Origin of the sequence: Hydrogenibacillus sp. N12 (assembly GCF_019645935.1) — a bacterium.
In the GTDB taxonomy this organism is placed as follows: domain Bacteria; phylum Bacillota; class Bacilli; order Thermicanales; family DSM-22653; genus Hydrogenibacillus; species Hydrogenibacillus schlegelii.
Window position 1 is genome coordinate 1,699,193 of record NZ_CP080953.1, and the last position, 25,650, is coordinate 1,724,842.

Sequence of the window (25,650 nt, forward strand, 5' to 3'; positions counted from 1 at the left end):
CCCCCTCCCGGAACGCCGCCCGCGGGACGAAAAAAGCGTTTCAGAAACCCCGCCCGCCTCAGCGCTCTTCGAAGCGAATCGGCGCCACCGCGTAATAAAACGCGATGACCAGAAGCGCCAAGCCGGCCAGCCGCACCGTAAAAGCCGTCGACGTATGTAAGGCCAGAAATCCCCCGACGCTCGGCCCGATCAGGACGCCGATCCCCTCGATGCTGGAAAAAAGCCCCCAGCCGATTCCCTTATACTCCCGCGGCACGTACTGCGCCAGGAGCGCATTCCACGCCGGCAGGATCGTCGCATACCCGAGGCCGAGAATCGCAGCCAGCGCCACCGCCATCCCCACCGACCGGGACGACGGAGCCGCCAGGAGCGCCAGCCCGAGCGCGAGAAACCCGCCGATGAGAAACCCTTTTTTTCCGTGATGATCCGCCAGCCGGCCCATCGGCACGAGGCCGAGCCACGCCAGCGCCCCCCCGGCGATGAGCATGAACGAGTAGGTGGTGTACGAAAAGCCGAGTTCCCGGGAGACGAAATTCGGCAAAATCGGGATGAGCATGCCGGCGGCGAGGGTCGGAAGGATCATCCCCGGAACGAGGGGGCGCATCGCCACCACCTGCTGCCGAAGGGCCGCAAGCTGCGCCCGGACCGACGGCGTCCGGTAATGCCCTTCCCCGCCCGGCGCTCCGCGAAGCATCCATCCCCAGACCGTCGCCGCCGCCCAGATGAGGAAGATGCCGGAGATCGGCTGTTCCAGCTTGTGGTCGAGGGCGAGATTCGTTAAGATCATGCCCAGGCCGGTGCCGACGAGCCAGAACGCGTACAGAAGCCCCATCTGGGTGCTCCGGGCGCCCTCCTCCACCCGGCTCATGCCGACCAGCCACACCGGCGAAATGCCGACGCCGAAGAGGGCGACCGACGCGATCAATCCGACGGGCCCGTGCACCAGCATGGCGCCGATCAGCCCGACGAGCGCCAGCGTCATGCTTCCGCCGATGACGACCCGGATCGGCAGGTGGTCGAGGAGAAAGCCGGTGAGGCTTTTTCCGAACAGATCGACGAGCGAATGCGCCGTAATCGCCAGGCCGATCACCCCCACGTCCAGGCCGAGGACCTCTCCACCGTAGACGGGGAGGTACGCGTAGATGAACGCCCCGCGAACAAATTCGACGAAAAAAAGGAGCAGCACGACCTCCAAAAAGCCGTGCGGAAGCCGAACCAACGACCGAACGACCCGACTCAACGAGCCTTCTCCCTCGCTCACACCGATCTCCTTTTCCAAAACCGCCTCCGCACATCACCCGGCCAAATGCCCGAAGCGCGCCTACCGCGTTGGCTCCGCCGGCCGAAGGCGGCCGTCTAAAGCGCGGAACATCGCCGCAATCAACCGGTAGCCGGCGCCGAAGTCGCCGAGGGCCCCCCGGCGGGCCGTCAGCACGTCCACCGCACTTTCAAACGGCCGAAGCGCGTAGACGGTGAGCGTCACGTCGATCGTCCCCCACGGCGTCCGCCGCAGGGCGACGATCTCCCCCCGCTCCTCGTCGACGTGCACCGGCCGAAGGCCAAAGACGCCCGCCTCAACGAGGACCTTCGCTGCTTCGAACGTCCGGCGCTTCGGCTCCCGATAATACCGCGTCCTGAGCGCCGGATACGGCGCATCGTCCCGGGACTCCTCCCGGCCGAGGACGATGCGGGACAGCCAGTAACCGGGTCCCGGTACCGCCCTTTCCGCCATCCTCTGTCGCTCCTCAAGCGCCCGGCGGGGCACACCGTCCACAGCGGCCCACGAGTGTTTACCGCGATCGTCCACATTGTACCGAAAAAACTCCCCCCCGACAACGCGCGCCGGCCACCCGCCCGTGCCCTTTCTTCAGCGAAAGGAGGATTTCGATGCCTTACGCCTTCCGGCGGGCCCGCGCCGCCCTCGACCTCGGCCTCATCGCCGTCTTCTCCGTCGTCCTCGCCGTCGGATACAACTTCTTCCTCCTGCCGCACAAGGTGTTAAGCGGCGGCGTCTCCGGCATCGCGATGATGATCGGCCTCCTCACCCCGCTGAACCCGGGGACGCTGATTTTCCTTCTGAACCTCCCCCTGTTCGTCTTCGGCTTCTTCACCCTCGGACGCCTGTTCATCCTCCGGACCATCCTGTCCGTCGTCCTCACTGCTTTGGCGATGAACGTCCTCCCCGTCGAACCGATCGCCACCGACGCCGTCCTCTCGAGCGTGTTCGGCGGCGCCGTCGTCGGGCTCGCCACCGGCTTCATCTTTTCCGCTTCCGGCTCCACCGGCGGCCTCGACATCATCGGCATGTTCATCGCCCGTCGCATGGACTTTCCGATGGGCATGCTGATGAGCGCGACGAACGCCCTGATCATTTTCGTTGCCGGGTTTCTTTTTTCCTGGGATCAGGCCCTCTATACGATGCTGTCGATTTACGTTTCAGGCCGGATCGTCGACGCCATCTTCACCCGCCACATCAAACTTACCCTCCTCATCGTGACCGGCCGCGGCGAAGCCGTCCGGGAAGCCCTCCTCCGGCAGATCGTTCGCGGCATCACCGTCCTCGAAGGAATCGGCGCCTACTCCAAAGAAAAAAAGACGGTCCTCATGACCGTCGCCACACGCTATGAACTTCCGCTCATCAAATCCCTCATCCGCCAGGCCGACCCGCACGCCTTCGTCAACATCCTGCAGACGGTCGAAGTCGTCGGCGCCTTTACCCGCCTTCCTCTTGACGCCGAGCTCCGACCGGACGCCGGCCTCCGGCGCCCGGAGCCCCCGGTCTGAAGGCCGGAGGGAACCCGGCCCGGCACCGCGCGCGGCTCGGTAGGGCGGGATCCATCGGCCGCCGCCCCCCGGTCCGACCGCCGGTGGAACCTCATCCGCCGATGTAAAACATCTCGATCTTTTTCCGGACCGCGCCGGCCTTTTGAGCGGCTTCGGTCGCCTGAAGCCGGAGCTCCGAGTAGCGATCCGTCCGGCCCGCCCAGACGGACCGGATCGCCGCCTGGAGCGTTTCGTCGTCCGCCCCTTCCCGAAGAAGGCGCCGGAGGTCAAAGCCGTCGGCGGCAAACAGGCACGTGTACAGCTTTCCGTCCGCCGAAAGCCGCGCTCGGGTGCACGTGCTGCAAAACGCCTGCGTCACCGAACTGATAAAGCCGACCTCCGCCGATCCGTCCTTGTACCGGTACCGTTTGGCCACCTCGCCGTAGTACGCCGGTTCGAGGGGCTCAAGCGGCATTTCCGCATGGATCCGCTCGAGAATCTCCCGGCTCGGGACGACGTCGCGCATCTCCCAGCCGTTGGCGGTGCCGACGTCCATGAATTCGATAAAGCGAAGCGTCACGCCGAGCGCCTTGAAATAGCGGGCCATCGGCAGGATGTCCCGTTCGTTTTCGCCCCGCTTGACGACCATGTTGACCTTCACCTGAAGGCCCGCATCTATGGCCGCCTCGATCCCGCGAAGGACGACGTCCGGCGCGGTCCCGCGGCCGTTCATCCGGCCGAACGTGACCGGATCGAGGCTATCTAAGCTCACGTTCACCCGCCGAAGCCCGGCCGCCTTCAGCGCCTGCGCCTTTTTCGCGAGGAGCACGCCGTTGGTCGTGAGCGCAATATCCCGGATCCCCGGGAGCGCCGCCAGATCTTCAATCCACTGTTCGAGCCCCGCCCGAAGGAGCGGCTCCCCGCCGGTGATCCGCACCTTCTCGACGCCTAAGGCGACGAACGCCCGCACGAGGCGCGTAAGCTCCGAAAACGAAAGAAGCGCCGACGGCGGGAGGAACGGATATCCCGGGCCAAATACCTCGGCCGGCATACAGTACGTGCAGCGAAAATTGCACCGATCGATCACCGAGATCCTCAGATCCCGAAGCGGTCGTCCCCGGCGATCGACCACCTGGGCCCCCTCGATCCCGCTCATCGTCCATCCCTCCGCAAGACGCCGGCGCGACGCGCCGGAGCGCTGGAGACGTCGTGGTGATGACGCTTCCACAGGTAGTCTTATCATCGCACAATTTTGGCGAGGGCGCAAGCCCCGGGGGGTGTTCCGATCCCCCGGGCCCATCCCCCTGCCGGCCTTCCGGCGCCGATCCGACCAGCCGAGGTCGGCGTCGTCCCCTTCGAATCACCCGACGTGCTACAATACTTCTGAACAGGGAGGGAGGCTTATGGAGCTTCACTTCGATGACCCGTGGGAACGGTATTCCCGGCAGATCCTCTTTTCCGGCATCGGCCGCGAAGGCCAAAAAAAGCTGGCCCAGGCCCGCGTCGCCGTCGTCGGCGTCGGCGCCCTCGGCACCGCCGTCGCCAACCATCTCGCCCGGGCCGGCGTCGGCTTCATCCGCCTGATCGACCGGGACTTCGTCGAGCGCTCCAACCTCCAGCGGCAGATGCTCTTCGACGAGGCCGACGCCGAAGGCCTCCTGCCGAAGGCGATCGCCGCCCGGGAAAAGCTCACGGCGATCAACCGCACCATCACCGTCGAGGCGGTCGTCGATCATCTCTCGGCGGAAAATGCCGAGGCGCTCCTCACCGACGTAGAGCTCATCCTCGACGGCACCGACAACTTTCACGTCCGCTACCTCATCAACGACGTCTCGGTCAAATACGGCATCCCATGGGTGCACGGCGCCGTCGTCCGGGCTCGGGGCATGCACGCCTTTTTCCATCCACCGAAGACGCCTTGCTACCGCTGCCTCATCCCCGAACCGCCGGAGGGCGGCGAGACGTGTGACACGGTCGGCATCATCGGCCCCGTCGTCGATGTCATCGCCTCGCTCGAAGCCGCCGCCGCTTTAAAATGGCTCGTCGGCGCCGAAGACAAGATTCCGACCGCTCTCATCGACCTCGACCTCTGGGAAAACGCCTACGCCTCGATCGACATCTCCCGGGCGAAAAACCCGAACTGCCCCGCCTGCGGAATGCGACGCTTCGAATTCCTCGAAGAGCGCCGGGGAGAACTTACGGCAAGCTTTCTCTGCGGCCGGAACGCCGTCCAGGTCAAAGCGCCCGGGGCGATCGATTTCGACGCGGTGCGCCGCCGCTGGACCGCCCTCGGACAACTCCGGGAGACGGAGCACCTCCTCCGCCTTGAATACGAAGGGCTCGTCCTCACCCTCTTTCGGGACGGTCGGCTGATCGTCCAGGGAACCGCCGACGTCCACCGGGCGGAGCGGATCTACGCCGAACTCGTCGGCCGCTGACGGTCCTTCGATCAGGGCGCCCCTTCGGGTCCATCCTCCCGGCGTTCTCCCGTTTCCCGATCCCGCCTTTCCTCTGAACCCGCCTGCCTCCGACGGCTTTCCCGAGCGATCGCATTGTAGAGCTTGTTGAGCGCCCGCTTCTCGATCCGGGAGACGTACGAGCGCGAAATGTTGAGGGCGCGGGCGATCTCCCGCTGCGTCGTCTCCGGACCACCGTCCAGGCCGAACCGGCGCGTGAGGATCTCCTGCTCCCGATCCTCCAGAAGATGCAGATACCGCCGAATCCGCTCCCGTTCGATCCTCTGCTCGACCTTCTCGTCAACGTCGACGTCGTCGGCGGCCAGGACGTCGATCAGGGCAATTTCATTGCCTTCCTTGTCCACGCCCACCGGCTCGCTGAGCGAGATGTCCCGGCGGGACTTTTTTTTCGCCCGAAGGTACATGAGAATTTCATTTTCCACCACTTTCGAGGCGTACGTGGCCAGCTTCGTCCCCTTCTCCGGCTGAAACGTGTCGATCGCCTTGATGAGGCCGAACGCGCCGATCTGGATCAGCTCGTCGTACTCTTCGTCTTTTAAATCAAATTTTTTCACCACATGCGCGACCAGCCGGAGGTTGTGGACGATCAGCTTTTCCCGTGCTTTCGGGTCGCCCTGCCGGAGCCGCTCGAGCGCCTCCGCCTCTTCCTCTTCGGAAAGCGGCTGAGGAAAAGCGTTGTTTTTCAGATGCGAGATGAGAACGGTGATTTCTTTAAGCAAATAGGCAAAAAGGCCCAGCAGCGACAAACGCCCCACCTCCCGGTCCTGGTCTTAAAGTCTATGTCCGGAAGGAGAGGCGCTTGCCAGTCCGCGCATCTTCGAGGCTACGGCCGGCGGCGGTCCGAGCGGCCCGGGTCCAAAACGGAGCCTTCGTCCTTCCGGCGCCGAAGCGCGGCCGTCTGAAGCGCGACCGTCTGTCGCGCCGGTCGGCCGTCGGACGACACCGGCTCCCCTCCGATGCGGCAGCTTCGGCCGTCACACGCCGTCCGGAGCGTGCATGCCTCGCAGGCCCCCTGTCGACGACGCCGGACCTCCCGGAAGAGCGTGAACCCGGCGTAACCGAAGATGAGCACGGCCAAAAGCCCGTTGATCACAAGGGACGCCATCGTGCCGGCCTCCTTCCCCCCACGTCCCACGCTCGGCCGCCGACAGGGGACGCGCCATCCGCCGGACCGGACCGGCCGTCGAACCGGCACATCCGCGGAGCCGGTTCATCCGTCCATCCCGAGCAACCGGCCCCCCTGATAGATGACCAGCGCGAGGACATACGCCAGCGCAAACGAATACCCCATCATAAGCACCGTCCACCGCCGCCTCGGCACCTCCCGAAAGAGAGCCGCCGTCGTCGCAAGGCACGGCACGTACAGGGCGACGAACACCAAAAACGCGTAGGCCGAAAGCGGCGTAAAGGCCGACTTGAGCGCCGCCGTGAGCGCCGTCCCCTCTCCGGCATAAAACGCGATGCCGAGGGTGGCGACGACGACTTCCTTGGCCAGAAAACCGGTGATGAGGGCGACCGCCGCCTGCCAGGTGCCGAAGCCGAGCGGCTGAAAGAGCGGCTGAAGCGCCCGACCGAGCAGGGCGAGCACGCTTTCCTCGATCGACGCCGCCATTCCGTGAGGCCCGACGGCGCCAAGCAGCCAGATGACGACGCTGCCGCCGAAGATGAACGTTCCGGCCTTGATGATGAAACCTTTGCCTTTTTCCCACGTGCTTCGAAGGAGCGTCCGGACGTTCGGCACGCGATACGGCGGAAGCTCCACCAGATACATCGACGGCGCCCCGCGAAGAACCGTGCGGGTCAAGAGCCGCGCCGTAAGGAGCGCCATCGCGATGCCGAAGAGATACAAAGACAGCATGACGAGGCCCTGCCCCCGGCTGAAAAACGCCCCGACGAACAGCGCGTACACGACGAGCCGCGCCGAACACGACATAAACGGAGTGATGAGCGCGGTCGCCCATCGCTCCCGGGACGATTCGATCGTCCGGGCGGCCATCACCCCCGGGACGTTGCAGCCGAAGCCGATGATGAGCGGGATAAACGCTTTGCCGCTCAACCCGAAGCGGTCCATCAACCGGTCCATCAAGACCGCAACCCGGGCGAGATACCCCGAATCCTCCAGAAACGAAATGAAGAAAAACAGGATAAAAATCTGGGGCACAAACACCAGCACGGCGCCGACGCCGGCGATGATCCCCTCGACGATGAGCGCCCGGAAAAACGGCGCCGCCCCGATCGCCTCCAGCCCGCGGCCGACCGCCTCCGTAAGCGAACCGGAGAAAAACGCGTCCAGCGCCTCCGAAAGCGGCGTCCCGAGCCAGTCGAACGTCCACTGAAAAATAAAGAGCATCAGGGCGATAAAAAGCGGGATGCCGACCATCGGATGCGTCACGATGTCGTCGATCCGCTCGCTGACCGGCCGGCGCCGCGGCGCCGCCTGTCGCACCACCGCCGGAAAGAGCGCATCGATCCACGCATACCGCCGCTCGACGAGGGCCGCCTGCACGCTTTCCGTACCGCCGGCATGAAGCGCCGACGCAAGCTGCTCCCGGACCGACCGGAGCGCCGGCCGACGGCGTTCGACGTCGTCCACGATCTCCGACACGCCTTCAAGGTACCGCTCGGCGAGAAAGCGCCGGAGCGTCGGATCCGAAAAGACCGGCTCCACCGCCTGAAGGGCCGCCTCGAGCTTTGGCCCAACATCGATTTCGGGCCGGCGCCGCAGGGCCGGGGCATCCGACCGTTTCAGAAGAACCGTCGTCCCGCCGGAGGCATGGCCCGATTCGCCGCCCACGGCGGCCGCCTCGCCAAGCGCCGCCTCCCTTCCTTCTCCGGTCGGACGACCGCCGGACGCCCCCCCGACCATCGTCTCGGCCAGAACTTCGAGAAGCGCGTCTAAGCCCGCCCCGGTCCGGGCGACGACCGGCACGACCGGCACGCCCAGCCGATCGGCCAGTGCCTCGGGATCGACGGCCTTCCCTTCGGCTTCGGCGACGTCGACCATGTTGAGGGCGACGACGATCGGCCGCTCGATCGAAAGAAGCGCCAGCGTCAGCTGAAGGTTCCGCCGAAGCTGCGACGCATCGACGATGTTGAGGATGCCGTCGTACGCTCCGGAAGCGAGCGTCCGGACGGTGATCGCCTCATCGTGCGAGATCGGCACGAGATCGTAGATGCCGGGAAGATCGACGAGCGCATACCCGAGCCGCCGGATCCGGCCGACGGTTTCTTCCACCGTGACGCCGCTCCAGTTTCCGACCGCGGCCTGAAGCCCCGTCAGCCGGTTAAACAGCGTCGTTTTCCCGGTGTTGGGCTGCCCGATCAGCAAAATTCGCATCTCGGTTCCTCCCGGACGACGATGCCCCCGGCATCCGTCCGCCGGAGGGCAAACCGCTGGCCTGCAAAGCGGACGACGACAGGACCGCCAAACGGCATGCGCCGCTCGACGACCAGCTCCGTTCCGGGGACGAGGCCGAGCGCCGTGAGCCGCGCTTTCAACGGGGCCGACAGGTTCAAAAGCGCTTCCACCCGCACCGTCTGCCCGACCGGAACGTCCGAAAGCGGGTGCGGACGATCCGAGGCGAACATCGCCTCCACCGCCTTATCAGTGATATTCATTCTCATCGATTGCGTTTTCATCATACCACCGCCTCCCGGCGGCCGTCAAGACAAAAAAAGAAAGAGCTTTTTTCGCTGTGCCTGTATCTCGGTCTGACCTGCATCAGGCCATCTTCAGTTTTGGGGGATTCCACGATTCTTTCTTTAAACAAGATTGGTTTTCATGCATATATTCCCCGTGTTTTTAATAAAAAAGACAATACTCCACCTCCCTTTTTCCAATCCACGGAAAAAAGGTAAACAAATCTATCCTTCTTTTCCTTCACTACGCTACCTGCACAAAACTCCTCAATTTCCCCGACCATCCCTCGCGCAGACGTCCAAGCGCCATCCCCAGCATGACCACCAGCGCAAACCCCACCCGCACGCGCATCTTCTTCAGCCCTCGGATGGTGTGCGTCTCAAAGCCGTACATCGTATCCAGACGGGAAAACACGCGCTCCACCGCCGTGCGTTTGCGGTACTCTCGCACCCATCTCGCGCTCCCGCGCGCAATCGGCGGAAACAAACGCCGATCCACGTCCATCCGAATGCGCCATCCTCTCGCCACGGGGCACCGGGCCACTCCGGCACAGGAGAGGCCGTAGGCCCTGGCCGGACACCGCTTTTTCAGCGTTCCGCGCTTCTCTTCAAAGCCTCCTTCGGCCATGGTCCGCATGGTCCCCGTTTCCGGACACACGCAGAACACGCGGCCTTTGTTGTCATACACCACGTTTGTTTGCCCCTCAAAAAGCCGCGTTGCCTCACCGTCCCGCCAGCTTGCCCGAATGTCGATCACCGGTCGGATGCGGTGTTCGTCCCACAGGCGCATGATAAGTTTTGAGTCGTCATAGCCTTTGTCCGCCACAAGCACTTCGGCACGCGTGAGCACTTCTGGACGTTTTGCTTGCAGCTTGTCCAAAAGGGCATGGGCTGTGGCGACATCGGCTTTTGAGGCGGGGGTCACGGTGTAGACCACCGGCAGTTCATGAGTGCTGTCGACGATGAGATGCAGCTTGTATCCAAACCACCGGAGCTTTGTCGCGTTTCCCTCGCGGTCGTGCACCGTCTTAAACCCATAATCCGCATCTCTGTCTCGCCGCCCGTCGGGTGCGGTGTTTTTCGGCCGGTAGCGCGCGTACGACCGGATGGCTTTGCTGTCTAGGGCCAGGCGCTTGCCGTAGTCGGGAAGGTACGCGGCCACAGCTTGCTGGAGCGCGACAAAGAGGGACTCCAGCTCGGCTTCATGGGCTTCAATCCGTTTCCAGAAGCGACTGAAGGCCGCGGCACTTGGCACATGGTCACCAAAGCCCAAAAGCCAGCGCAACTGTCCGTTTCGGCTCAGTTCGCGTCGCAGGGATTCGACGCTCGGGTGCTGGAACACGACGAGGGCGATATACGCATTCCACATGGCCCGCACGGGATAATCGTCCCGGCCCCTGCCGCGGGCTTTCTCCAGTTTTTGCATGAGCGCTTCGTCCGGGAGAGATCAAGTCCAGTATCATGTGTAAATTGCCCTCTTCGGCGAATGAAAGGACAGGTCACTCAGGCATTCACAACGTGCAGCATGGCCGGCTCAGTGGATTTCTGTTGTTCCTTCTTCCACTGCCAATACTCATCCATATTCAGGTAGCGGTGCCCAGTGGTCCACGTCTCGTCTATCTCCATGAGTAGCGCTCCAAGCAACCGTATCACGGATTCCCGGTTGGGAAAGATGCGGATGACTCTTTCACGGCGGCGAATCTCCTCGTTGAGTCGTTCCACGCCGTTCGTGGTACGCAAGCGCCGCCGATAGCGATCCGGCAAGACCAGCACGGCCGTGACGTCGTCAAAGCCCTCCTCTAGCACCTTGACGGCCTTGGGTGCCTTCTCAGCGTACTCCTCCACAAATTCATTCATGAGCAGTCGGGCCGTCTTGAGGTCGGGCGCATCAAGAATGGCTCGTACACGCTTGTAGACCTCCTTCTGCAACGCCTTGGGTGTGGCGTCCAAGATATTGCGCATGAAGTGGGTCTGGCACCGTTGCCAGGTGCATCCCTGAAACTCCGTCTGCAGTGCCTTCACCAGCCCGCCATGACTGTCAGACACCACAACGTCAACGCCGCGGAGACCCCGGTTCTTCAGCCAGGCAAAGAACTCCCGCCAGCTGGCCTCCGATTCGCTGTCGCCCAACATCAAGCCAAGAATCTCACGGTACCCTTCTTCGTTGATGCCAACAGCGATCATGGCCGCTCGAGAGCGAACACGCCCTTCCTCCCGAATCCGGAGTACCAAAGCGTCCACCAGCAGGAACGGATAACGATGCTCAGCAAGGCTGCGATTATTCCATCCCTGAACGATGGGATCAAGGCGCTTGCACAGCTCGGAGACCGTGGACTTCGAGAACGTCGTGCCGCACAACTGCTCGGTGACTTTCGCCACGTCCCGGGTGGACACGCCGTTCACAACCATCTCCATCAGGGCGATGATGAACGCTTGTTCGCTGCGCTGGTACCGAGCAAACAGCTCTGTGGAGAACTGGCCATTCCGGACCCTCGGAACCCGCAACACCAGCCGCCCCACACGGGTTGTCAGGGTGCGGGTGACTGTTCCGTTGCGATAGCCTTGGCGTTCTTTCGTGCGCTCGTATGGCGCCGCTTTCAGATGCTCCTGCACTTGCGCTTGGAGGATCTGGTTGACCACACTCTCCACCAGCTTTGCCACGCCTCCATCCCGCTGAAAGAGGCCTTCCAAAATCTCGTCGTCCACGGTAATCTGGTACTGAGCCATCCGGTATCCCTCCTGGTGAAGTGGTTTCTTCTCCGCCTCACATTCTACCAAAGAGGGCCGGATGGCTCATTTTATGTTACCTGGACCATCCGTTTTTACACATGATACCGGACACGACTCCGGGAGATGTTCAAGGACAAGCCTCAGGCGTTCGAGATCGCCGAGTCCGGCAATTTCGTTCCACGAAAACAGGGAGCCTTGTGGTATAATGGCCATACAGGTCTACTCCTTTGGGCAGGTTCTCCTCCTTTTGAGTTTACCAAAAGGAGCGGCAACCTGCTTTTTTATGTTCAAATTTTGGGTTCCTCTTTTGTGGGGTAAGTATTGTCAGACAACTTTTTCGACATGGCTCTGAACGACCCAGAAAGCGTTTGCCCCCACCTTTTCGGTGGGGGATTGACCGTTTTGTGAAGGTGAAAGTGAGCCGAATACCAAGGGATTCGGACAGCGAAAAAGGCTCAGAAAGAAAGAAACCGGCCTTTCGGCCGGTTCCAACAGGGGTCCAGGTTTCAACGGGATGATGGACGTTCCACACACAGAAAAGCTCAGTAATTGTTCAAGTTCGCCAGCACGATCACCCCGGTGCCCCAGAAGATGACGAGCCACATGACGACGGTAAACCAGGCGAAGCGCCAGAGGGTGTTGGCCGTCTCGACTTTGCTGGCTTCGTACACGCCGGCCCGACGGCCGCCCTTGTACAGGACGTAAAGCACGAAGGCAAACACGGCAATGCCGACCCCGAGGGTGCCGAAAAAGAGGATCGGGCCGAAGATATTGAGGTGCATCGGGTAGTTGTAGATCGTGTGGTTGAACTTCGCCAGCTCGATCATGCGGATCGCTTCCCGCATGATGCCGACGGCGAGGTCGGAGAAGAAGGCGAGCCCGACGAGCGTCGGCGCCACCCAGCCCGCCGACGACCGGCTCCAGGCCATAAGAAGCGCCCAGACGATGGCGACGAAGCCGATCGTTCCCCAGATGACCGGGTGCCCGAGCGTCCCCTGCAGCGCATTGTAGAGGATCGCGTCGAGGACGAGGAGCGCGCCGGCCACGGCGGCGAGCTTCTGCCCGACCTGGCCGAACCAGGCGACAAAGTTCTGATCCATGTCCTCCCGCTTGGAGAAGAACCAAGCGTACCCCTTCATGTAAATCCCGAAGACGAACAGCGAAAGCAGGATGAAGAGCAGGTACCGCGGCACGCTGAAGGCGTAGACGTGCCACCCGCTCGTATTCATCGTCGTGCCGCCGTTCGTGTACCAGTCGACCCACTTATCCGGGAAGAGCTCCTGATACGAGAAGATGTGCATCGCCGCCGCGGCGTAAAGGATCCCGGCAAACGAAAGGAGCGGGAAGATGACCAACCACGACGGGCTCCGGTCCTGGTTCCGGAAGTAGAAGAAGTACGCCGCGTAGTAGGCGAGGATCACGATCGGGACGAACAGAATGACCAGCCAGGCCGATAGGTTGTTCGCCGTATACCAGAGGTTGTCGTAAATGACCTGGGTAAAGAGGAGCGGCGCCACCCCGAAGACGATGCCGAGTGAAAGGGAGATGATGGCGATCTTGATCGTCTTCTGGCTGAGCTTCCGCCATTTCAGATCCCGCTGAACATACCCGTAAATCGTCATCAGCAGGCTTCCGATCGTGATGTTGATGAAAAACATGTGCATGGCCCACGTGAGGACCATCAGCACCTGGATGACGACCGGGTAAAAGTCGATGCCGCTCGGCGACCGGAGCACGTTCAGAAGTTCGGTCGTATCGACGGGCATCGCAACGCCCTCCTTTTTGCCAAAATCCCACCCGCGCAACGGACGATCCGCTCACCGGGCGACCCCGGAGCAGGCGCCTCAGCGGGCCGCCTGCTCCGTCGCCCGCTTCGATTCGACGTACTGCTTCGTGATGTCCGCGAGGTACGCCGCGAGCGCCCGAATCTCCTCATCCGTTCCGGCAATTTGCGGCATGTACGGGGCCGCCCCTTGATGCGGATCGCCGGAAAGCCGCCGCTCGATGAACTGATAGATCACGTCCGGCCGCGTCGACACCTGCTCCAGCTTCTGCACGAGCGGCCGCGGCCCCGCCGGATCAAGGCTGTGACAGTGAGCGCAGCTGATCATCGCCATCGCCCGACCGGCCTCGAGCATGTTCTCCGGCGTGACCGTCTTCACGCTCGCCGGGACGAACGGATGGACCTTCAAAAAGCCGTGCTCGTCGATGAACGGAATCTCGCTTTTTACGCCCTTGGCCGGAACATCCCGGGCGACAATCTGGTTGACGTACAGATAATCGCCGGCGATATACGGCTTCCGGAGCCACTCCCGGATCCGCTCCTGCGGGAAAATCGTCAGTCCCAGGACGACGACCATCAGAAGGGCAAGGAAAGCGAGCGACCGGTTTGCCTTCGGCAGCGCATAGAAGAAGGCGAAGACGAGGGCGATGAGAATGATCGAGATGAAAATCGTGTTCTTAAATGCCTCCGGAATGGCAAAGTCGAGCGTGACCTTCGCCCGATCCGGCAGCGTGTCGAGATACCAGATCATCGACATGCCGGCCAGCAGGAGGCCGCCGATGCCGATGAGGGAGACCTCCCGGACGAGCTCCTGGCGGAGCTTCGACTCCCGCATGCGGGTGGCGATCGCGAGCCCCATGAGGGCCGCTAGCGCCACGGTAAAGGACGTCCGGACCGCCACCTGCGGGAAGTAGTTCGGGTTATAGAACGAGTCCATGATGTTCCCGGTGTGGAACCACTTTTCGCTTCCCGGCGACATCATGAAAGAAAGGATGCCGACGATCAGAAGCAGCGTCCCCCAGGAGACGATGGCGAACACCCAGGAGATGTGCATGAGCGTCCGACGGTCGACCTTATCAAAAATGTAGTAGATGATATAGACGAGCGCCACTTCCGTGACGAACCAGACCCACTCCGCCGCCCACGCCCAGACGAAGTTGTGGATGAGGGCGGAGATCCCCCGGGGGTTCGAGACGGTCGTCGAGAACCAGATCCCTGGCCCCGTGAGCGATCCGACGATATACGACGTCAGAAGGAGGACGAGGAAGTACCGCTTGACATACGTATAGATCTCCTCGTGATTCCCCTTATACGCCTTATAGAGCAAGTACGCGAGCAAAAACGACGCCCCGACGGAGATGTGCGAGAAAAGAACGTGCGTCGAAGCGATGGCCGCGACGACGTAGCCGCTGCCGAAGTTCGGCACGTACCACTGCGGGTAAAAGCCCAGCAGATCCTGCCACATGCGCGTCCCTCCTTCAGTCCGTTCCGCAACTCATGGACGAATATCCCAGCTACGGGATACCGTCCGGTTGCTTCCTGCTTCCTCGACGGGGTGCTCGTAGACCGGGTCTCCCCGTTCCGCCGCAGAGCCCATCTCCACAGGCTTAACTTCCCGCGGAACTCGCGGTAGGGCAGTTTATACGCCCACTGCCAGGGTAAAGAGGGCGGCCTTGGTTTTCAGCACGTTCTTCGTTCGCAGCTGTTGGAAACCCCGTCCGCCCGGGCCGCTTCCCCGGGCGGACGGAGGCTCCTCCCGCAAGCGCCTCACCGCGTTTCGGCGGCCTTCTGCTCGGCTTCCTTGGCCTTCGCCGCCTGGATCATCCGCTCGGCGTAGGCGGTGTACCACGGAAGCGGTCCTTTGTCGAGGCCTTTTTCCCGCATCGCCTGAGTGATGTAGGCGACGTCGTCCGGCTGCTCCGCCTTCGGCCAGTCGACCTCCCACGTCGGCGCGCCGTTGACCGTCTTCGCGCCCGGCTGCGGTTTGTCCGGCCGCGGATGCGACAGGATGTACGCCGCCAGGTCGACAGCCTCCTGGGTCGTGAGCGTCCCCGGCGCCTTCGTGCCCATGGCGATCTTCGGCATGTACTTCTGGATGAAGCCGGCCGCGGTTCGGATGCGGGCCATCCCGGCGCCCACGTTAAACGAATCGTCGCCCCAGAGCGCCGGCCCCTGGGTCGGACCGAAGCCGCTCCCTTCGCCGTTTACGCCGTGGCACGCGGCGCAGGCCTGCTGGTAGAGCTTCTCGCCGTTGGCGAGGTTCGGCGTCGGGAGCGGACCGGACAGCGCCAGCTTCGGGACCCAAGGCCGCTTTTTCATATCCTTGGGAACGTTCTTAGAAATAAATTCCAGATAAGCGACCATGTCCTTCATGACCTGGCTGTCCTTATCCGGCGCGATGCCGTTCATGCTCCGCTCGAAGCACTGCTGAATGCGGTCTTCGAGGACGATGTCCGTACCCGAACGGCTGTTGTACTGCGGGAAGACGTTCTGGATCCCGACGAGATTGAGGCTCGGGCCCGCGCCGCCGTCGGCGTGGCAGCTCGCACAGGAGAGCTTGTTCCCGACATACTCCGGGAGCGCCGCGGCGGTGTTGACAAAGTACTCATGGCCCCGCTTGATCGACTCCCCTTCCGGGCCCGACGGGACTTCGTCCAGGCTCGGCACGGGGGGCATCGACGCCAGCTGGGCCATCACGTTGGACGTCGGGTAGCTGGCCACCGCTTTCCAACCGACATAGCCGACGACGATCAGGCCGGCGATGGCGAGGGAAAGGGCCACCTTGCCCCACTTGCCCATGGGTTCCCCTCCTCGTTCCGTTTTTCTCTATACCCCCTCCGGAAGTACCGGTACCCCCATGACCGGTCGCCCCCATTATACTGTGAAAGCGTTGTTAATTCAAGACACCAGGTAACGATTTTGACCGCTTTTTGTCTTAGGGGGAAACTCTGATTCGATAAGCTCAACGATGAAAAACCGAGCATAAAAAAACCGAGCGATGCCGCTCAATCGCTCGGGGTTGAAAACATCGGCGCGATACAAGTCGAATGGCGCGGCGCTCACCGGCCTTCTCGGGCGCCCAGCATGACGAGGAGCGTGTCGAAATTCTGCTCGATGAGGTCCTGAAGGTGGACGCCCCGGGCCAGCTGTTCCTTCGTGACGTTCTCCAGCGTGGAGAGCTCGACCGCCCTGGCCTGTGTTTCCTTTTGCACCTGCCGGGCGATTTTGTTTTCCGTAAGCGACTCAAACCCGATGTAGCGGATGTCCTTGGCCTTGATCTCGTCGATGATCGCCTGCAGCTCTTTCGGCGTCGGATCTTCGTTCATCAGCCCGCTGATGGAAATTTGTTCCAGACCGTAATCTCGGGCGAGGTAACCGAACGCCTGATGAGAGACGACGAACTGCCGCGTCTTCGCCGCTTTGAGCCCGTCGCGAAACGCCTGATCGATCCGGTCGAGCGTCCGGGCGAGGGCGTCGTAATTCGCCTCAAACGTCGCTTTGTCCTCCGGCCGGAGGTCCGCCAACGCCGCGGCCATCGTCCGGCCGATCTGCTTGAGGTTGGCGATGCTGAGCCAGATGTGCGGATCGTACGACGGAGCTGCGGCCGGCGTCTCGTCGCTTTGATCATGGCCGGCCTCTTGGGTCGTCTCGCTCGCCTGGCCCGGTGCAGCCATTCCGTGGGCGTCGCCGGGCGCGGGCCCGGAACCTTGAGCGGCATCGGCTTCGTCGCCGTGCCCATGATCGAGCTCGCCGCCGTCCTCATGGGCATGGCCGGGCAAAAGATCCAGACCGACGCTCACGTCGACGAGCTTCGTCTTGGCGGGATCGACGTTGGCCCGCACTTTATCGAGCCAGCGTTCAAAACCGGCCCCGACGTAAAAATAGACGTCCGCATCGGCGATCTTCCGAATGTCTCCCGGCGTCGGCTCAAAGTCGTGGGGCGCGGCCCCCGGCGGCACGAGCTGCTCCACCAGAACGCCGTCGCCGCCGATCTGCTTGACGAGGTCATAGAGGGGATAAATCGTCGCCACGGCGCGAATCGGCTCTGCCGCGGCCTTCGGCGTCGCATCCGCCGCGTTCGTTTTTCCTTCTCCGGCGCCCTCTTTCGGCGTCCGGGCGCCGGTGCCGCATCCGGCGGCGACGAACGCCACCAGCGCAACAAGCACCAGCAGCCGGGACAAGCGGAATAAGACGGCATGCGTGCTTTTGGGCGAACGCATGTGCGGCGATCCCTCCCCTCCGGTTTTTGAAAGCACCCCCAACGGCCTCCGTTCAAAGACCGGACCGACCGGACGGCCGGGATGGACTTCCTTCCGATTCTGCCGGGCGGGGGTCGGCCGGCGACCGGCCTAGTGGGCCGTCGCCTCGGCGCACGACCGGCAGTAGCCGTAGACTTCAAATTTATGCCCGGCGATGATGAAGCCGTCCGGCTGACTCCACATCGCGTCGAGCGGACAGGCCAGGATTTCCTGCGTCGTCCCGCAGGAAAGGCAGATCAGGTGATGGTGATGGCCCTCGATCGGACAACGGAGGCGGTAGCGCCGTTCGCCGTCGAACTCCGTCATGTGGACGATGCCGAGCTCGTGAAAGAGCGCAAGGTTGCGGTAGATCGTATCAAAGCTTAAATCCGGATAGTCCCGGTGCATCAGGCGAAGGGCTTCTTTGGCGGTGAGGTACCGATCTTCCCGGGCCAGGAGGCGAAGGAGCGCCTCCCGCTTGCCGGTCGACTTGTAGCCCTTCTCTCCCAGGATGCGGAGCGCCTCTTCGACCGTCACGACTCTCCCCCCTTTCTTGGGTGGCCCCCAACGGCATCAGCGAAGACGTTGCGCGGAAATCCGCTTCGCCGGCGCCGGCGAGGGCGACGCCGAGCGCCCGCACTCCTCGGACCGACCGGCCTCATCCGGCCGGGCGGACGTCGAACCGCGCTCCACGCCGATCGGTCGGCGGCGAAGGGCGCCGGCCCTCCGCCGATGACCGAGTCTCAGGCGTTCGGCGGCGAGGACGGCGAGAAGAATTCCGGCGGCGACGAGGACGATCGACCCGCCGGTGGCGAGGTCAAAGGCGTACGACGCCGTCAAGCCGACGAGGACGCTCGTCTCGGCGAAGACGATGCTTAAGAGCATCAGAACCCGAAAGCTTTTCGCGAGGCGGAGCGCCGCCGCCACCGGCAGCGTGATCAGGGCCGAGATGAGCAGGGTCCCGACCACCTGCATCGCCACGCTGATGACGAGGGCGATGAGAGCGCTGAAGATGAAGTTGAGCGCCCGATGCGGCACGCCGGAGACGCGGGCCGCCTCCTCGTCGAACGAAAGGAAGAGAAGCTCCTTATAAAACAGAGCGACCGTCCCGACGACGACGAGCGCGAGGGCGGCGATCCGAAGGACGTCGCCGGCGGTGACCGACAAGATGTTCCCGAACAGAAGCCCGATGAGGTCGACGTTGATTCCCCGGGCGAGGCCGATGAGAACGATGCTGAGCCCGATCCCCGCCGACATGATGATCGGGATCGCAAGCTCAGAATACGAACGGTATGTCGTCCGCAGCCGTTCGATGAGGAGCGCCGCGATGAGGGCGACGGCGGTGCCGTAGCCGACAACCGGAAAGCGGCTTAAGGCCGGATACGTCGCCCCCAGGAGATAGCCGAGGGCCACGCCGGCCAGCATGACGTGCGCCAGCGCGTCGGCGATGATCGAAAGGCGCCGGACGACGACGAACGCGCCGATGAGCGGGGCCACGAAACCGGCAATCAGACCGGCCAGGAGCGCATGCCGCAAAAACGGATAAGTCCAGAACGCCGCCACCATCTCACCCAATACGCCCATCACGCCCTCCCCTCCTCCCGCGCCCCGGCCCGAAGCGCCTCCGATGCGTGGCCGTGGGAGAGGATCGCCATCCCGTGGCCGTACGTCCGGCCGACGATCGCCTCCCGCTCGGCGCGAAAGCCGGCGGCACTCCCGTGGTAGAAGAGCTCGTGGTTGAGGCAGGCGATGGTGTCCATCTTCTCCGAGACGACGCCGAGGTCGTGAGAGACGAGGATGATCGACAGGTCCCGCTCCCGGTGGAGCTTTTCCAGAAGGGCGTAGAACCGCTCCTCCGACCGGGCGTCGACGCCGACCGTCGGTTCGTCGAGGATGAGCACGTCCGGATCGCCGACGAGCGCCCGGGCGATGAACACCCGCTGCTGCTGGCCGCCGGAGAGGGCGCCGATGTGCCGGTGACGAACATCCGCCATGCCGACAAAATCGAGCGCTTCGAGCACTTTCTCCGCCTCCCGCCGTCCCGGCCGGCGAAAGAGTCCGAGGCGCGCCGTAAGCCCCATTCGGACAACTTCTTCCACCGTCGCCGGAAAGCCGGTGTTGAAGCTCGCCGCCTTTTGCGAGACGTAGCCGATCCGCCCCCAGTCGCGGAAGCGCTCGATGGGCGTTCCAAACCAGCGAACCGATCCTTCCTGAAGCGGCAAAAGCCCGAGGATGATCTTAAGCAGCGTCGACTTTCCGGAACCGTTCGGACCGACGAGGCCGAGAAGCTCTCCCCGGTGCAGGGTGAGTGAGACATGGTTCAGCACCGGTTCCGCCTCATACCGAAAGGTGATGTTCTCCGCCTCCAGAACGCGTTCCTTTTCGAACAAGGCGCCCATCGCCCACCCTCCTTTCCGTCAGGACGTCGGGCTTCGCGCCGGGATGCGTCCCCCTCTTTTTGGCGGCTTCACTCAGAATCGGAATGATTCCGTTTTATTGTAGATCTGCCCGCCCCTTCTGTCAAGCGGCTTAAAACCTCCCAAGTGGATTAAAAATTTCCGCTGCTTTTGGCGTTATGCCTCAGGTGTTCCTCGTACGTTTTGCTGAAATAATGCCCGCCGCTCCCGTCGTTTTTGGCGACGAAGAAAAAGTAGTCGTGTTCTTCCGGCCAGAGCACCGCCTCGAGCGACTTTTTCCCGGGGTTGGCGATCGGCCCGGGCGGGAGGCCGTCGTGAAGGTAGGTGTTGTACGGATCGTTCACCTTCAAGTCTTCGAGCGTAAGCCGCTCCTTATGCACGTCGAGGACGTATTCGACCGTGGCGCACGACTCGAGCCGCCAGCGGGCCTTGATGCGGTTATAAAAGACGCCGGCGATCCGGGCCCGTTCATCGTCCCGCATCGCCTCCCGTTCGACGATCGACGCGAGCGTCACCGCCTGATCGACCGAAAGGCCGAGCACCGCCGCCCGTTCCGCCCATGCTTCGGGAAACATCTCCTCAAAACGCCGAAGCATCCGTTCGATGATGGCATGGGCCGAAGCGTTTTTGTCCACCGTGTACGTGTCGGGAAAGAGATAGCCCTCCAGGCGGTACTTGCGCTCCGGAGAGGTAGGAATTCGGTCCAGATAGCGAAACGCGAAGTCGCCTTCGTTCACTTCCCTTAAAAAGACTTCCCGATCGACGAGGCCGAGCGACTGAAGCCGATCGGCGATCTCATCCACCGTAAACCCTTCCGGAATCGTAAACGTCACCGTCTCCCGGTAGACGTCCCCCCGGGCGAGGGCGTCGACGATCGCCTCGAGCGTCATCCCCGGCCGGAAGCGGTACACCCCCGCCTGAAGGCGACCGGCCGCGTCGGGTCGCATCAGGCGGACGTAGGCCCAGAAGACGACGTCGTTCCGGATGAGGCCGGCCTTCTGAAGCGCCCGGCCGATGGCACGGACGTCCGCCCCCGCCGGCACCGTCACCTCGACCTCCGGCCCCGGCGGAAGCGGGCGCAGCTCCGCCCGCATCCACCCGAAAGCGGCGACCAACCCGGCCGCGACGATGGCGATCAGGCCCAGCCCTCCCCAGAGCACCCGGCGCCGCTTCATCCTGCCTCTCCTCCCCCACGAAAAAAAGGGCGGTCTCCCCGCCCCCTTCATCCGACGCCTTCCGACCGGCAGCCCTTCCCGGCGGCCCTCTGTCGCTTGCTCGCGGACCGCCCGGCGGCCGATCCGGCCGTGGCACCGGCGGCTCGATTTCTACCGGCGCTTCGCCGGGTCACACTTGGCCTTCGTCGACAAGCGTCTGGAAGGCCTCCTCGACGAGGGCCCACTCTTCATCCGTCTCGATCGGGTAAAGGGTCATGCCGCCCTCTTCGTCTTCTTCGTAGCGGAAAGCGAGCACCTCGTCCGCTTCCTCGTCCCCGTCGTCTTCTCCGTCGTCGAGGGCCGAGACGAGGATATAGCGCTTCCCGGAATCTTCGTCGTCGATCTCCGTCAGGATCTCGTACGCCTGCTCGTTGCCGTCTTCGTCGGCAATGTAAATGATGTTCTCTTCGATGTCGTCGAAGTCGAGGTCGAATTCGGGGTCGTGATCGTGGTCATGGTCGTGGGGATGGTCATGGGCGTGGTCGTGACCATGGTCATGAGCGTGATCGCGGCCGTGCGCGTGGGCGTGCTCGTGTTCATCCCGGTGATCGGTCATTGCGGCGGACCTCCTTGTGCCCGGCGGGCATCGAGATAATGTTGCAAAATGAACTGAGCGGCCAGGGCGTCGATGACGTCTTTCCGCCGCCTCCGGCTCAAATCCGCCTCGAGGAGCACCCGCTCGGCGGCGACCGTCGTGAGCCGTTCATCCCAGTAGATCACCGGGAGGCCGAACCGACGGGCGATGTGCCGCCCGACCGCCCGGGCCTGCTCAGCCATTTTCCCCGGGGTGTTGTCGAGGTTTTTCGGCAGGCCGACGACGACGGCTTCGACGCCGTGGCGCGCGATGAGCTCTCCCAAGCGGTCGAACTCGCCGCCGCCTCTCCGGCGGACGGTCTCGAGGGCCTGGGCGGTGATTCCGAGCGGATCCGACAGCGCCACGCCGATCGTCTTCGTCCCGACGTCGAGGGCCATGATCCTCATCTTTTAACGTGTTCCCCCGCGCAAAAAATATGTAGGGCGGGCGTCTAGCGACGCGCCTCGCCCAACACTTCCCGCTCGAGGTAATACGTGAGCAGATGTTCGATCAAGTCATCCCGCGGCACTTTCCGGATGATCGTCCGGGCATTGTTGTGGCGCGGGATGTACGCCGGTTCACCGGAGATGAGATAACCGACGAGCTGGCGGATCGGGTCATAGCCTTTTTCTTCCAAGGCCCGGTAGACGGCCACGAGAACTTCGTGCGGCGACTGGGGGTCGCCGCCGGGCGCGGCGTCGAACTTCCGCGTCTCGTCGTTCATGGCCGTCCCTCCCCGCTCCCCTGACCGCTTCAACCGTATCATACCGCTTCAGCCAAGGATTGTAAAGACGGCCTGAAGGGCCTCATCGACCTTTTCCGGCCGCTTTCCGCCGGCCTGGGCCATCTCCGGTCGGCCGCCGCCGCCGCCGCCGGCGATCGCCGCGATGCGCTTGACGATCTCCCCGGCATGCACGCCTTTTTGCACAAGGTCCGGCGAGACGGCGGCGGCAAAAAGCGCCTTGTCCTCCGCCGCCGCGCCGAGCACGATGACCACCCCCGCCTGGCCTTTCGGGCTCGACCGAAGGGCGTCGATCGTCTTTCGGAGGGCGTCCATGTCCGGAGCGTCAACTTTGGCCGCAAGCACCGTCATGCCGGCGACCGTCCGGGCCCGGTCCCAGAGGGCGAGGGCTTCGTGGGTGGCGAGCTTGTCTTTGAGCCGGTCGTTCTCCCGCAGGGCGGCTTTGAGCTCCTGCCAGAGGGCGTCGATCTTCGCCGGCACGTCCGCCGGCTCCGCCCGGAGCGCCTCGGCGGCCCGGGCGAGGAGATCAAGCCGCTCCCGGACGTAGCGATAGGCGTGCCGGCCGGTCACCGCCTCGATCCGCCGGACGCCGGCGCCGATCCCGCCTTCAAAGGTGATAACGAAGAGGCCGATCTCCTGCGTGTTCCGGACGTGGCAGCCCCCGCAGAGTTCCAGGCTGTAATCGCCGACCTTCACCACGCGGACGATCGCGCCGTATTTCTCGCCGAAGAGCGCCATCGCGCCCATCTTTTTCGCCTCGTCGAGGGGCTTCAGGAACCAGTCGACCGGAAGCGCCGCCCAGATCTGTTCGTTCACCTTCGCCTCGATCGCCCGGAGCTCCTCCGGCGTAAGCGGGCCGTAATGGGAGAAGTCGAACCGGAGCCGGTCCGGCGCGACGAGGGAGCCGGCCTGGGCGACGTGGGGGCCGAGGACGTCCCGGAGCGCCTGATGGAGGAGGTGGGTCGCGGTGTGGTTTTTGATCACGTCCGCCCGCGCCTCCGGATCGACGGCCGCCCGGACGACGTCCCCTTCCCGGACGGCGCCGCTTCGGACCCGCACCCGGTGGGCGTGCTGGCCGTGGGGCGCCTTCGTCACGTCGAGGACGTCGAGGACGACGCCGTCGCCTTCGATCGTCCCCCGGTCGGCCACCTGGCCGCCGCTTTCGGCGTAAAAGGGCGTCTCGTCGAGGAAGACGAGGCCTTCATCTCCGGCTTCGAGCGCCGGCACCCGCCGGTCGTTCCGGAAGAGGCCGATCACCCGCGCCGCCGGCACGTCGAGGACGTCGTAGCCGACGAAGCGGCTTTCGGCGCCGAACGTCCGGAGCTCGCCGCCCTGCACCTGCATCGAGTCGACCGCCGCCCGGGCGCGGCGGGCCCGCTCCCGCTGCACCTCCATCTCCCGTTCGAAGCCTTCCCGATCGACGGCGAGGCCATGTTCGGCGGCGACGTCGACGGTGAGGTCGAGCGGAAAGCCGTACGTGTCGTAGAGGACGAACGCCTCCTCGCCGCTCAGCGCCGACCGACCTTCCCGCTTCGCCCGGGCGATCGTCTCCTCGATGAGGCGCATCCCCTCGTCGAGCCGCTCGTAAAACCGCTCTTCTTCCCGCCGGATGACGTCTTCGACGTGACTTTTCCGCACCGGAATTTCGGGGTAGAACGCCCCCATGATCTCCTCGACGGCGCCGACCAGCCGGTGCAAAAACGGCGCGTCGAACCCGAGCTTCCGGCCGTAGCGGACCGCCCGCCGGAGGAGTCGCCGGAGGACGTAACCCCGACCTTCGTTGGACGGCAGCGCCCCGTCGGCGATGGCGAAGGTGAGGGCCCGGATGTGGTCGGCGATGACGCGAAAGGCGACGTCCGCCTCCCGGCTCGAGCGGTACCGGACGCCGGAGAGGGCTTCCGTCCGGCGGATGATCGGGAGGAAGAGGTCGGTGTCGAAGTTCGTCTCGCCGTCCTGGAGGATCGACGCCATCCGCTCGAGGCCCATGCCGGTGTCGATGTTTTTGCTCGGAAGGGGCGTGTACGTCCCGTCGGGATTGTGGTTGAACTGGGAGAAGACGAGGTTCCAGATCTCGAGGTAACGCTCGTTTTCCCCGCCGGGGTAAAGCTCCGGATCGTTCGGATCGTCGCCGAACGCCGGCCCCCGATCGTAGAAAATCTCGCTGTTCGGTCCCGACGGCCCTTCCCCGATGTCCCAGAAATTCCCCTCCAGACGGACGATCCGCTCCTCCGGAAGGCCGATCTCATACCGCCAGATCGCATACGCCTCGTCGTCTTCCGGGTGGATCGTCACGCTCAGGCGGTCCGGGTCAAAGCCGATCCACCGGCGGTCGGTGAGGAATTCCCACGCCCAGTGGATCGCCTCTCGCTTGAAGTAGTCGCCGATCGAAAAATTCCCCAACATCTCGAAGAAGGTGTGGTGCCGGGCGGTCTTGCCGACGTTTTCGATGTCGTTCGTCCGGATCGATTTCTGGACGTTCGCGAGCCGTGGATTCGGCGGCGCCTCCCGGCCGTCGAAGTACTTTTTGAGCGTCGCCACGCCGGAGTTGATAAAAAGAAGGCTCGGGTCGTCGACCGGGATCAGGGAAGCCGGCGGGACGACGAGATGGCCTTTGGCCTCGAAGAACGAGAGGAACTTTTCGCGGATCTCCTGACCTTTCATTCGATCGGGCCCGGCGCGCCGGAGTCGCCGGCCGGGCCGCTCCTCCTTTCTTTGTCAAATTCTTTATCCCCAATTCATCTTTATCACCATAAAAGCGCCCGTCCCTCAGGGACGAGCGCTCGCTCGCGGTACCACCCTGCTTGTCCGGAATGGGCGAGACGGGTCTCCGCCGCACGGCCGGGCCGACACCGCCACGCCGACCTTCGGCGCGCTTCGCCTTCTCCGTGTGCCGCGCCCTTCGCCTTCCGAACCGCTCTCGGCGAATAACGGCCGCCGCCGTCAGGCTTCCCTCCGGTCCTCGGGCGAGCGGGGGCTCTGGACCGATGGATCCCGCCGGACGAAAACCGGCGATCGTCGCCGAGCCGACACCCGGCCGACGCCGGCTTTACCGGCATCGATCTCCGCCGAAACC

General features: G+C 63.7%; 23 protein-coding genes. 2 read left to right on the forward strand and 21 right to left on the reverse strand.

Annotated features, from left to right (window positions below; translation table 11 throughout):
- Nucleotides 1–58 precede the first annotated feature (58 nt).
- Nucleotides 59–1,240, reverse strand: coding sequence for an MFS transporter (locus K2M58_RS07975; RefSeq protein ID WP_220677130.1), 1,182 nt, complete (start codon nt 1,238–1,240; stop codon nt 59–61).
- A gap of 81 nt (nt 1,241–1,321) precedes the next feature.
- Nucleotides 1,322–1,732, reverse strand: coding sequence for a hypothetical protein (locus K2M58_RS07980; RefSeq protein WP_220677131.1), 411 nt, complete (start codon nt 1,730–1,732; stop codon nt 1,322–1,324).
- 155 nt (nt 1,733–1,887) lie between these two features.
- Here K2M58_RS07980 and K2M58_RS07985 point away from each other — a divergent pair, with 155 nt between their 5' ends.
- Nucleotides 1,888–2,784: a YitT family protein gene (locus tag K2M58_RS07985; protein WP_220677132.1), complete on the forward strand. Its 897-nt coding sequence runs from the start codon at nt 1,888–1,890 to the stop codon at nt 2,782–2,784.
- A gap of 91 nt (nt 2,785–2,875) precedes the next feature.
- Here K2M58_RS07985 and moaA read toward each other — a convergent pair whose 3' ends face one another.
- A complete protein-coding gene (gene moaA / locus K2M58_RS07990) occupies nt 2,876–3,919 on the reverse strand; it encodes a GTP 3',8-cyclase MoaA (protein ID WP_220677133.1) in 1,044 nt (347 codons plus the stop codon).
- A gap of 247 nt (nt 3,920–4,166) precedes the next feature.
- On the opposite strand from moaA, the gene K2M58_RS07995 reads away from it, so the two are divergent.
- Nucleotides 4,167–5,201, forward strand: a complete 1,035-nt coding sequence (locus K2M58_RS07995) for a ThiF family adenylyltransferase (RefSeq protein WP_220677134.1) — start codon at nt 4,167–4,169, stop codon at nt 5,199–5,201.
- An 11-nt stretch (nt 5,202–5,212) separates the two neighbouring features.
- Here the strand turns inward: K2M58_RS07995 and sigK are convergent, their stop codons facing one another.
- From sigK to alaS, 18 genes are all read right to left on the reverse strand, one after another.
- A complete protein-coding gene (gene sigK / locus K2M58_RS08000) occupies nt 5,213–5,995 on the reverse strand; it encodes an RNA polymerase sporulation sigma factor SigK (RefSeq protein ID WP_252393420.1) in 783 nt (260 codons plus the stop codon).
- Between the two features lie 68 nt (nt 5,996–6,063).
- Nucleotides 6,064–6,345, reverse strand: a complete 282-nt coding sequence (locus K2M58_RS08005) for a hypothetical protein (RefSeq protein ID WP_220677135.1) — start codon at nt 6,343–6,345, stop codon at nt 6,064–6,066.
- 105 nt (nt 6,346–6,450) lie between these two features.
- On the reverse strand, nt 6,451–8,577 hold the full coding sequence (gene feoB, locus K2M58_RS08010; RefSeq protein ID WP_220677136.1) for a ferrous iron transport protein B: 2,127 nt from the start codon (nt 8,575–8,577) through the stop codon (nt 6,451–6,453).
- A complete protein-coding gene (locus K2M58_RS08015; protein WP_252393610.1) occupies nt 8,562–8,828 on the reverse strand; it encodes a FeoA family protein in 267 nt (88 codons plus the stop codon). Before K2M58_RS08015 ends, feoB begins: the two co-directional genes overlap by 16 nt.
- A 295-nt stretch (nt 8,829–9,123) precedes the next feature.
- Entirely contained in the window at nt 9,124–10,305 is a 1,182-nt protein-coding gene (locus tag K2M58_RS08020; RefSeq protein WP_220677138.1) for a transposase, read from the reverse strand.
- Between the two features lie 77 nt (nt 10,306–10,382).
- Nucleotides 10,383–11,606: an IS256 family transposase gene (locus K2M58_RS08025; protein ID WP_220676936.1), complete on the reverse strand. Its 1,224-nt coding sequence runs from the start codon at nt 11,604–11,606 to the stop codon at nt 10,383–10,385.
- 545 nt (nt 11,607–12,151) lie between these two features.
- A complete protein-coding gene (locus K2M58_RS08030; protein ID WP_220677139.1) occupies nt 12,152–13,375 on the reverse strand; it encodes a hypothetical protein in 1,224 nt (407 codons plus the stop codon).
- Between the two features lie 78 nt (nt 13,376–13,453).
- Entirely contained in the window at nt 13,454–14,857 is a 1,404-nt protein-coding gene (locus K2M58_RS08035; protein WP_220677140.1) for a c-type cytochrome, read from the reverse strand.
- A gap of 302 nt (nt 14,858–15,159) precedes the next feature.
- Nucleotides 15,160–16,191 carry a c-type cytochrome gene (locus K2M58_RS08040; protein WP_220677141.1) on the reverse strand — a complete coding sequence of 344 codons (1,032 nt, stop codon included), beginning with the start codon at nt 16,189–16,191 and terminating at the stop codon, nt 15,160–15,162.
- A 260-nt stretch (nt 16,192–16,451) separates the two neighbouring features.
- Nucleotides 16,452–17,612 (reverse strand): metal ABC transporter solute-binding protein, Zn/Mn family, encoded by a 1,161-nt coding sequence (locus K2M58_RS08045; RefSeq protein WP_220677142.1) that lies wholly within the window; start codon nt 17,610–17,612, stop codon nt 16,452–16,454.
- 129 nt (nt 17,613–17,741) lie between these two features.
- A complete protein-coding gene (locus K2M58_RS08050; RefSeq protein ID WP_066197570.1) occupies nt 17,742–18,167 on the reverse strand; it encodes a Fur family transcriptional regulator in 426 nt (141 codons plus the stop codon).
- 36 nt (nt 18,168–18,203) lie between these two features.
- A complete protein-coding gene (locus tag K2M58_RS08055) occupies nt 18,204–19,214 on the reverse strand; it encodes a metal ABC transporter permease (RefSeq protein ID WP_354667510.1) in 1,011 nt (336 codons plus the stop codon).
- The gene (locus tag K2M58_RS08060) at nt 19,214–20,029 is read right to left on the reverse strand and encodes a metal ABC transporter ATP-binding protein (RefSeq protein ID WP_066197574.1); all 816 of its coding nucleotides are present in this window, start codon (nt 20,027–20,029) and stop codon (nt 19,214–19,216) included. The genes K2M58_RS08055 and K2M58_RS08060 overlap by 1 nt, the downstream gene beginning before the upstream one ends.
- A gap of 149 nt (nt 20,030–20,178) precedes the next feature.
- On the reverse strand, nt 20,179–21,222 hold the full coding sequence (gene mltG / locus K2M58_RS08065) for an endolytic transglycosylase MltG (RefSeq protein WP_220677143.1): 1,044 nt from the start codon (nt 21,220–21,222) through the stop codon (nt 20,179–20,181).
- Between the two features lie 169 nt (nt 21,223–21,391).
- Complete coding sequence (locus K2M58_RS08070; protein WP_220677144.1) at nt 21,392–21,817, reverse strand: DUF1292 domain-containing protein; 426 nt, start codon at nt 21,815–21,817, stop codon at nt 21,392–21,394.
- A complete protein-coding gene (gene ruvX / locus K2M58_RS08075) occupies nt 21,814–22,242 on the reverse strand; it encodes a Holliday junction resolvase RuvX (RefSeq protein WP_220677145.1) in 429 nt (142 codons plus the stop codon). The genes K2M58_RS08070 and ruvX overlap by 4 nt, the downstream gene beginning before the upstream one ends.
- Before the next feature lie 44 nt (nt 22,243–22,286).
- On the reverse strand, nt 22,287–22,559 hold the full coding sequence (locus K2M58_RS08080; protein ID WP_220677146.1) for an IreB family regulatory phosphoprotein: 273 nt from the start codon (nt 22,557–22,559) through the stop codon (nt 22,287–22,289).
- Nucleotides 22,560–22,607: 48 nt separating this feature from the next.
- Nucleotides 22,608–25,238 carry an alanine--tRNA ligase gene (gene alaS, locus K2M58_RS08085; RefSeq protein WP_220677147.1) on the reverse strand — a complete coding sequence of 877 codons (2,631 nt, stop codon included), beginning with the start codon at nt 25,236–25,238 and terminating at the stop codon, nt 22,608–22,610.
- Nucleotides 25,239–25,650 lie beyond the last annotated feature (412 nt).

What these genes read in the sequence shown, in the direction of transcription:
- K2M58_RS07980 (WP_220677131.1), bottom strand. Translation starts at nt 1,732, where the DNA reads ATGGCGGAAAGGGCGGTACCGGGACCCGGTTACTGGCTGTCCCGCATC.
- K2M58_RS07985 (WP_220677132.1), top strand. Translation starts at nt 1,888, where the DNA reads ATGCCTTACGCCTTCCGGCGGGCCCGCGCCGCCCTCGACCTCGGCCTC.
- moaA (WP_220677133.1), bottom strand. Translation starts at nt 3,919, where the DNA reads ATGAGCGGGATCGAGGGGGCCCAGGTGGTCGATCGCCGGGGACGACCG.
- K2M58_RS07995 (WP_220677134.1), top strand. Translation starts at nt 4,167, where the DNA reads ATGGAGCTTCACTTCGATGACCCGTGGGAACGGTATTCCCGGCAGATC.
- K2M58_RS08005 (WP_220677135.1), bottom strand. Translation starts at nt 6,345, where the DNA reads ATGGCGTCCCTTGTGATCAACGGGCTTTTGGCCGTGCTCATCTTCGGT.
- feoB (WP_220677136.1), bottom strand. Translation starts at nt 8,577, where the DNA reads ATGCGAATTTTGCTGATCGGGCAGCCCAACACCGGGAAAACGACGCTG.
- K2M58_RS08015 (WP_252393610.1), bottom strand. Translation starts at nt 8,828, where the DNA reads ATGTTCGCCTCGGATCGTCCGCACCCGCTTTCGGACGTTCCGGTCGGG.
- K2M58_RS08020 (WP_220677138.1), bottom strand. Translation starts at nt 10,305, where the DNA reads ATGCAAAAACTGGAGAAAGCCCGCGGCAGGGGCCGGGACGATTATCCC.
- K2M58_RS08025 (WP_220676936.1), bottom strand. Translation starts at nt 11,606, where the DNA reads ATGGCTCAGTACCAGATTACCGTGGACGACGAGATTTTGGAAGGCCTC.
- K2M58_RS08030 (WP_220677139.1), bottom strand. Translation starts at nt 13,375, where the DNA reads ATGCCCGTCGATACGACCGAACTTCTGAACGTGCTCCGGTCGCCGAGC.
- K2M58_RS08035 (WP_220677140.1), bottom strand. Translation starts at nt 14,857, where the DNA reads ATGTGGCAGGATCTGCTGGGCTTTTACCCGCAGTGGTACGTGCCGAAC.
- K2M58_RS08040 (WP_220677141.1), bottom strand. Translation starts at nt 16,191, where the DNA reads ATGGGCAAGTGGGGCAAGGTGGCCCTTTCCCTCGCCATCGCCGGCCTG.
- K2M58_RS08045 (WP_220677142.1), bottom strand. Translation starts at nt 17,612, where the DNA reads ATGCGTTCGCCCAAAAGCACGCATGCCGTCTTATTCCGCTTGTCCCGG.
- K2M58_RS08055 (WP_354667510.1), bottom strand. Translation starts at nt 19,214, where the DNA reads ATGGGCGTATTGGGTGAGATGGTGGCGGCGTTCTGGACTTATCCGTTT.
- K2M58_RS08060 (WP_066197574.1), bottom strand. Translation starts at nt 20,029, where the DNA reads ATGGGCGCCTTGTTCGAAAAGGAACGCGTTCTGGAGGCGGAGAACATC.
- mltG (WP_220677143.1), bottom strand. Translation starts at nt 21,222, where the DNA reads ATGAAGCGGCGCCGGGTGCTCTGGGGAGGGCTGGGCCTGATCGCCATC.
- K2M58_RS08070 (WP_220677144.1), bottom strand. Translation starts at nt 21,817, where the DNA reads ATGACCGATCACCGGGATGAACACGAGCACGCCCACGCGCACGGCCGC.
- ruvX (WP_220677145.1), bottom strand. Translation starts at nt 22,242, where the DNA reads ATGAGGATCATGGCCCTCGACGTCGGGACGAAGACGATCGGCGTGGCG.
- K2M58_RS08080 (WP_220677146.1), bottom strand. Translation starts at nt 22,559, where the DNA reads ATGAACGACGAGACGCGGAAGTTCGACGCCGCGCCCGGCGGCGACCCC.
- alaS (WP_220677147.1), bottom strand. Translation starts at nt 25,238, where the DNA reads ATGAAAGGTCAGGAGATCCGCGAAAAGTTCCTCTCGTTCTTCGAGGCC.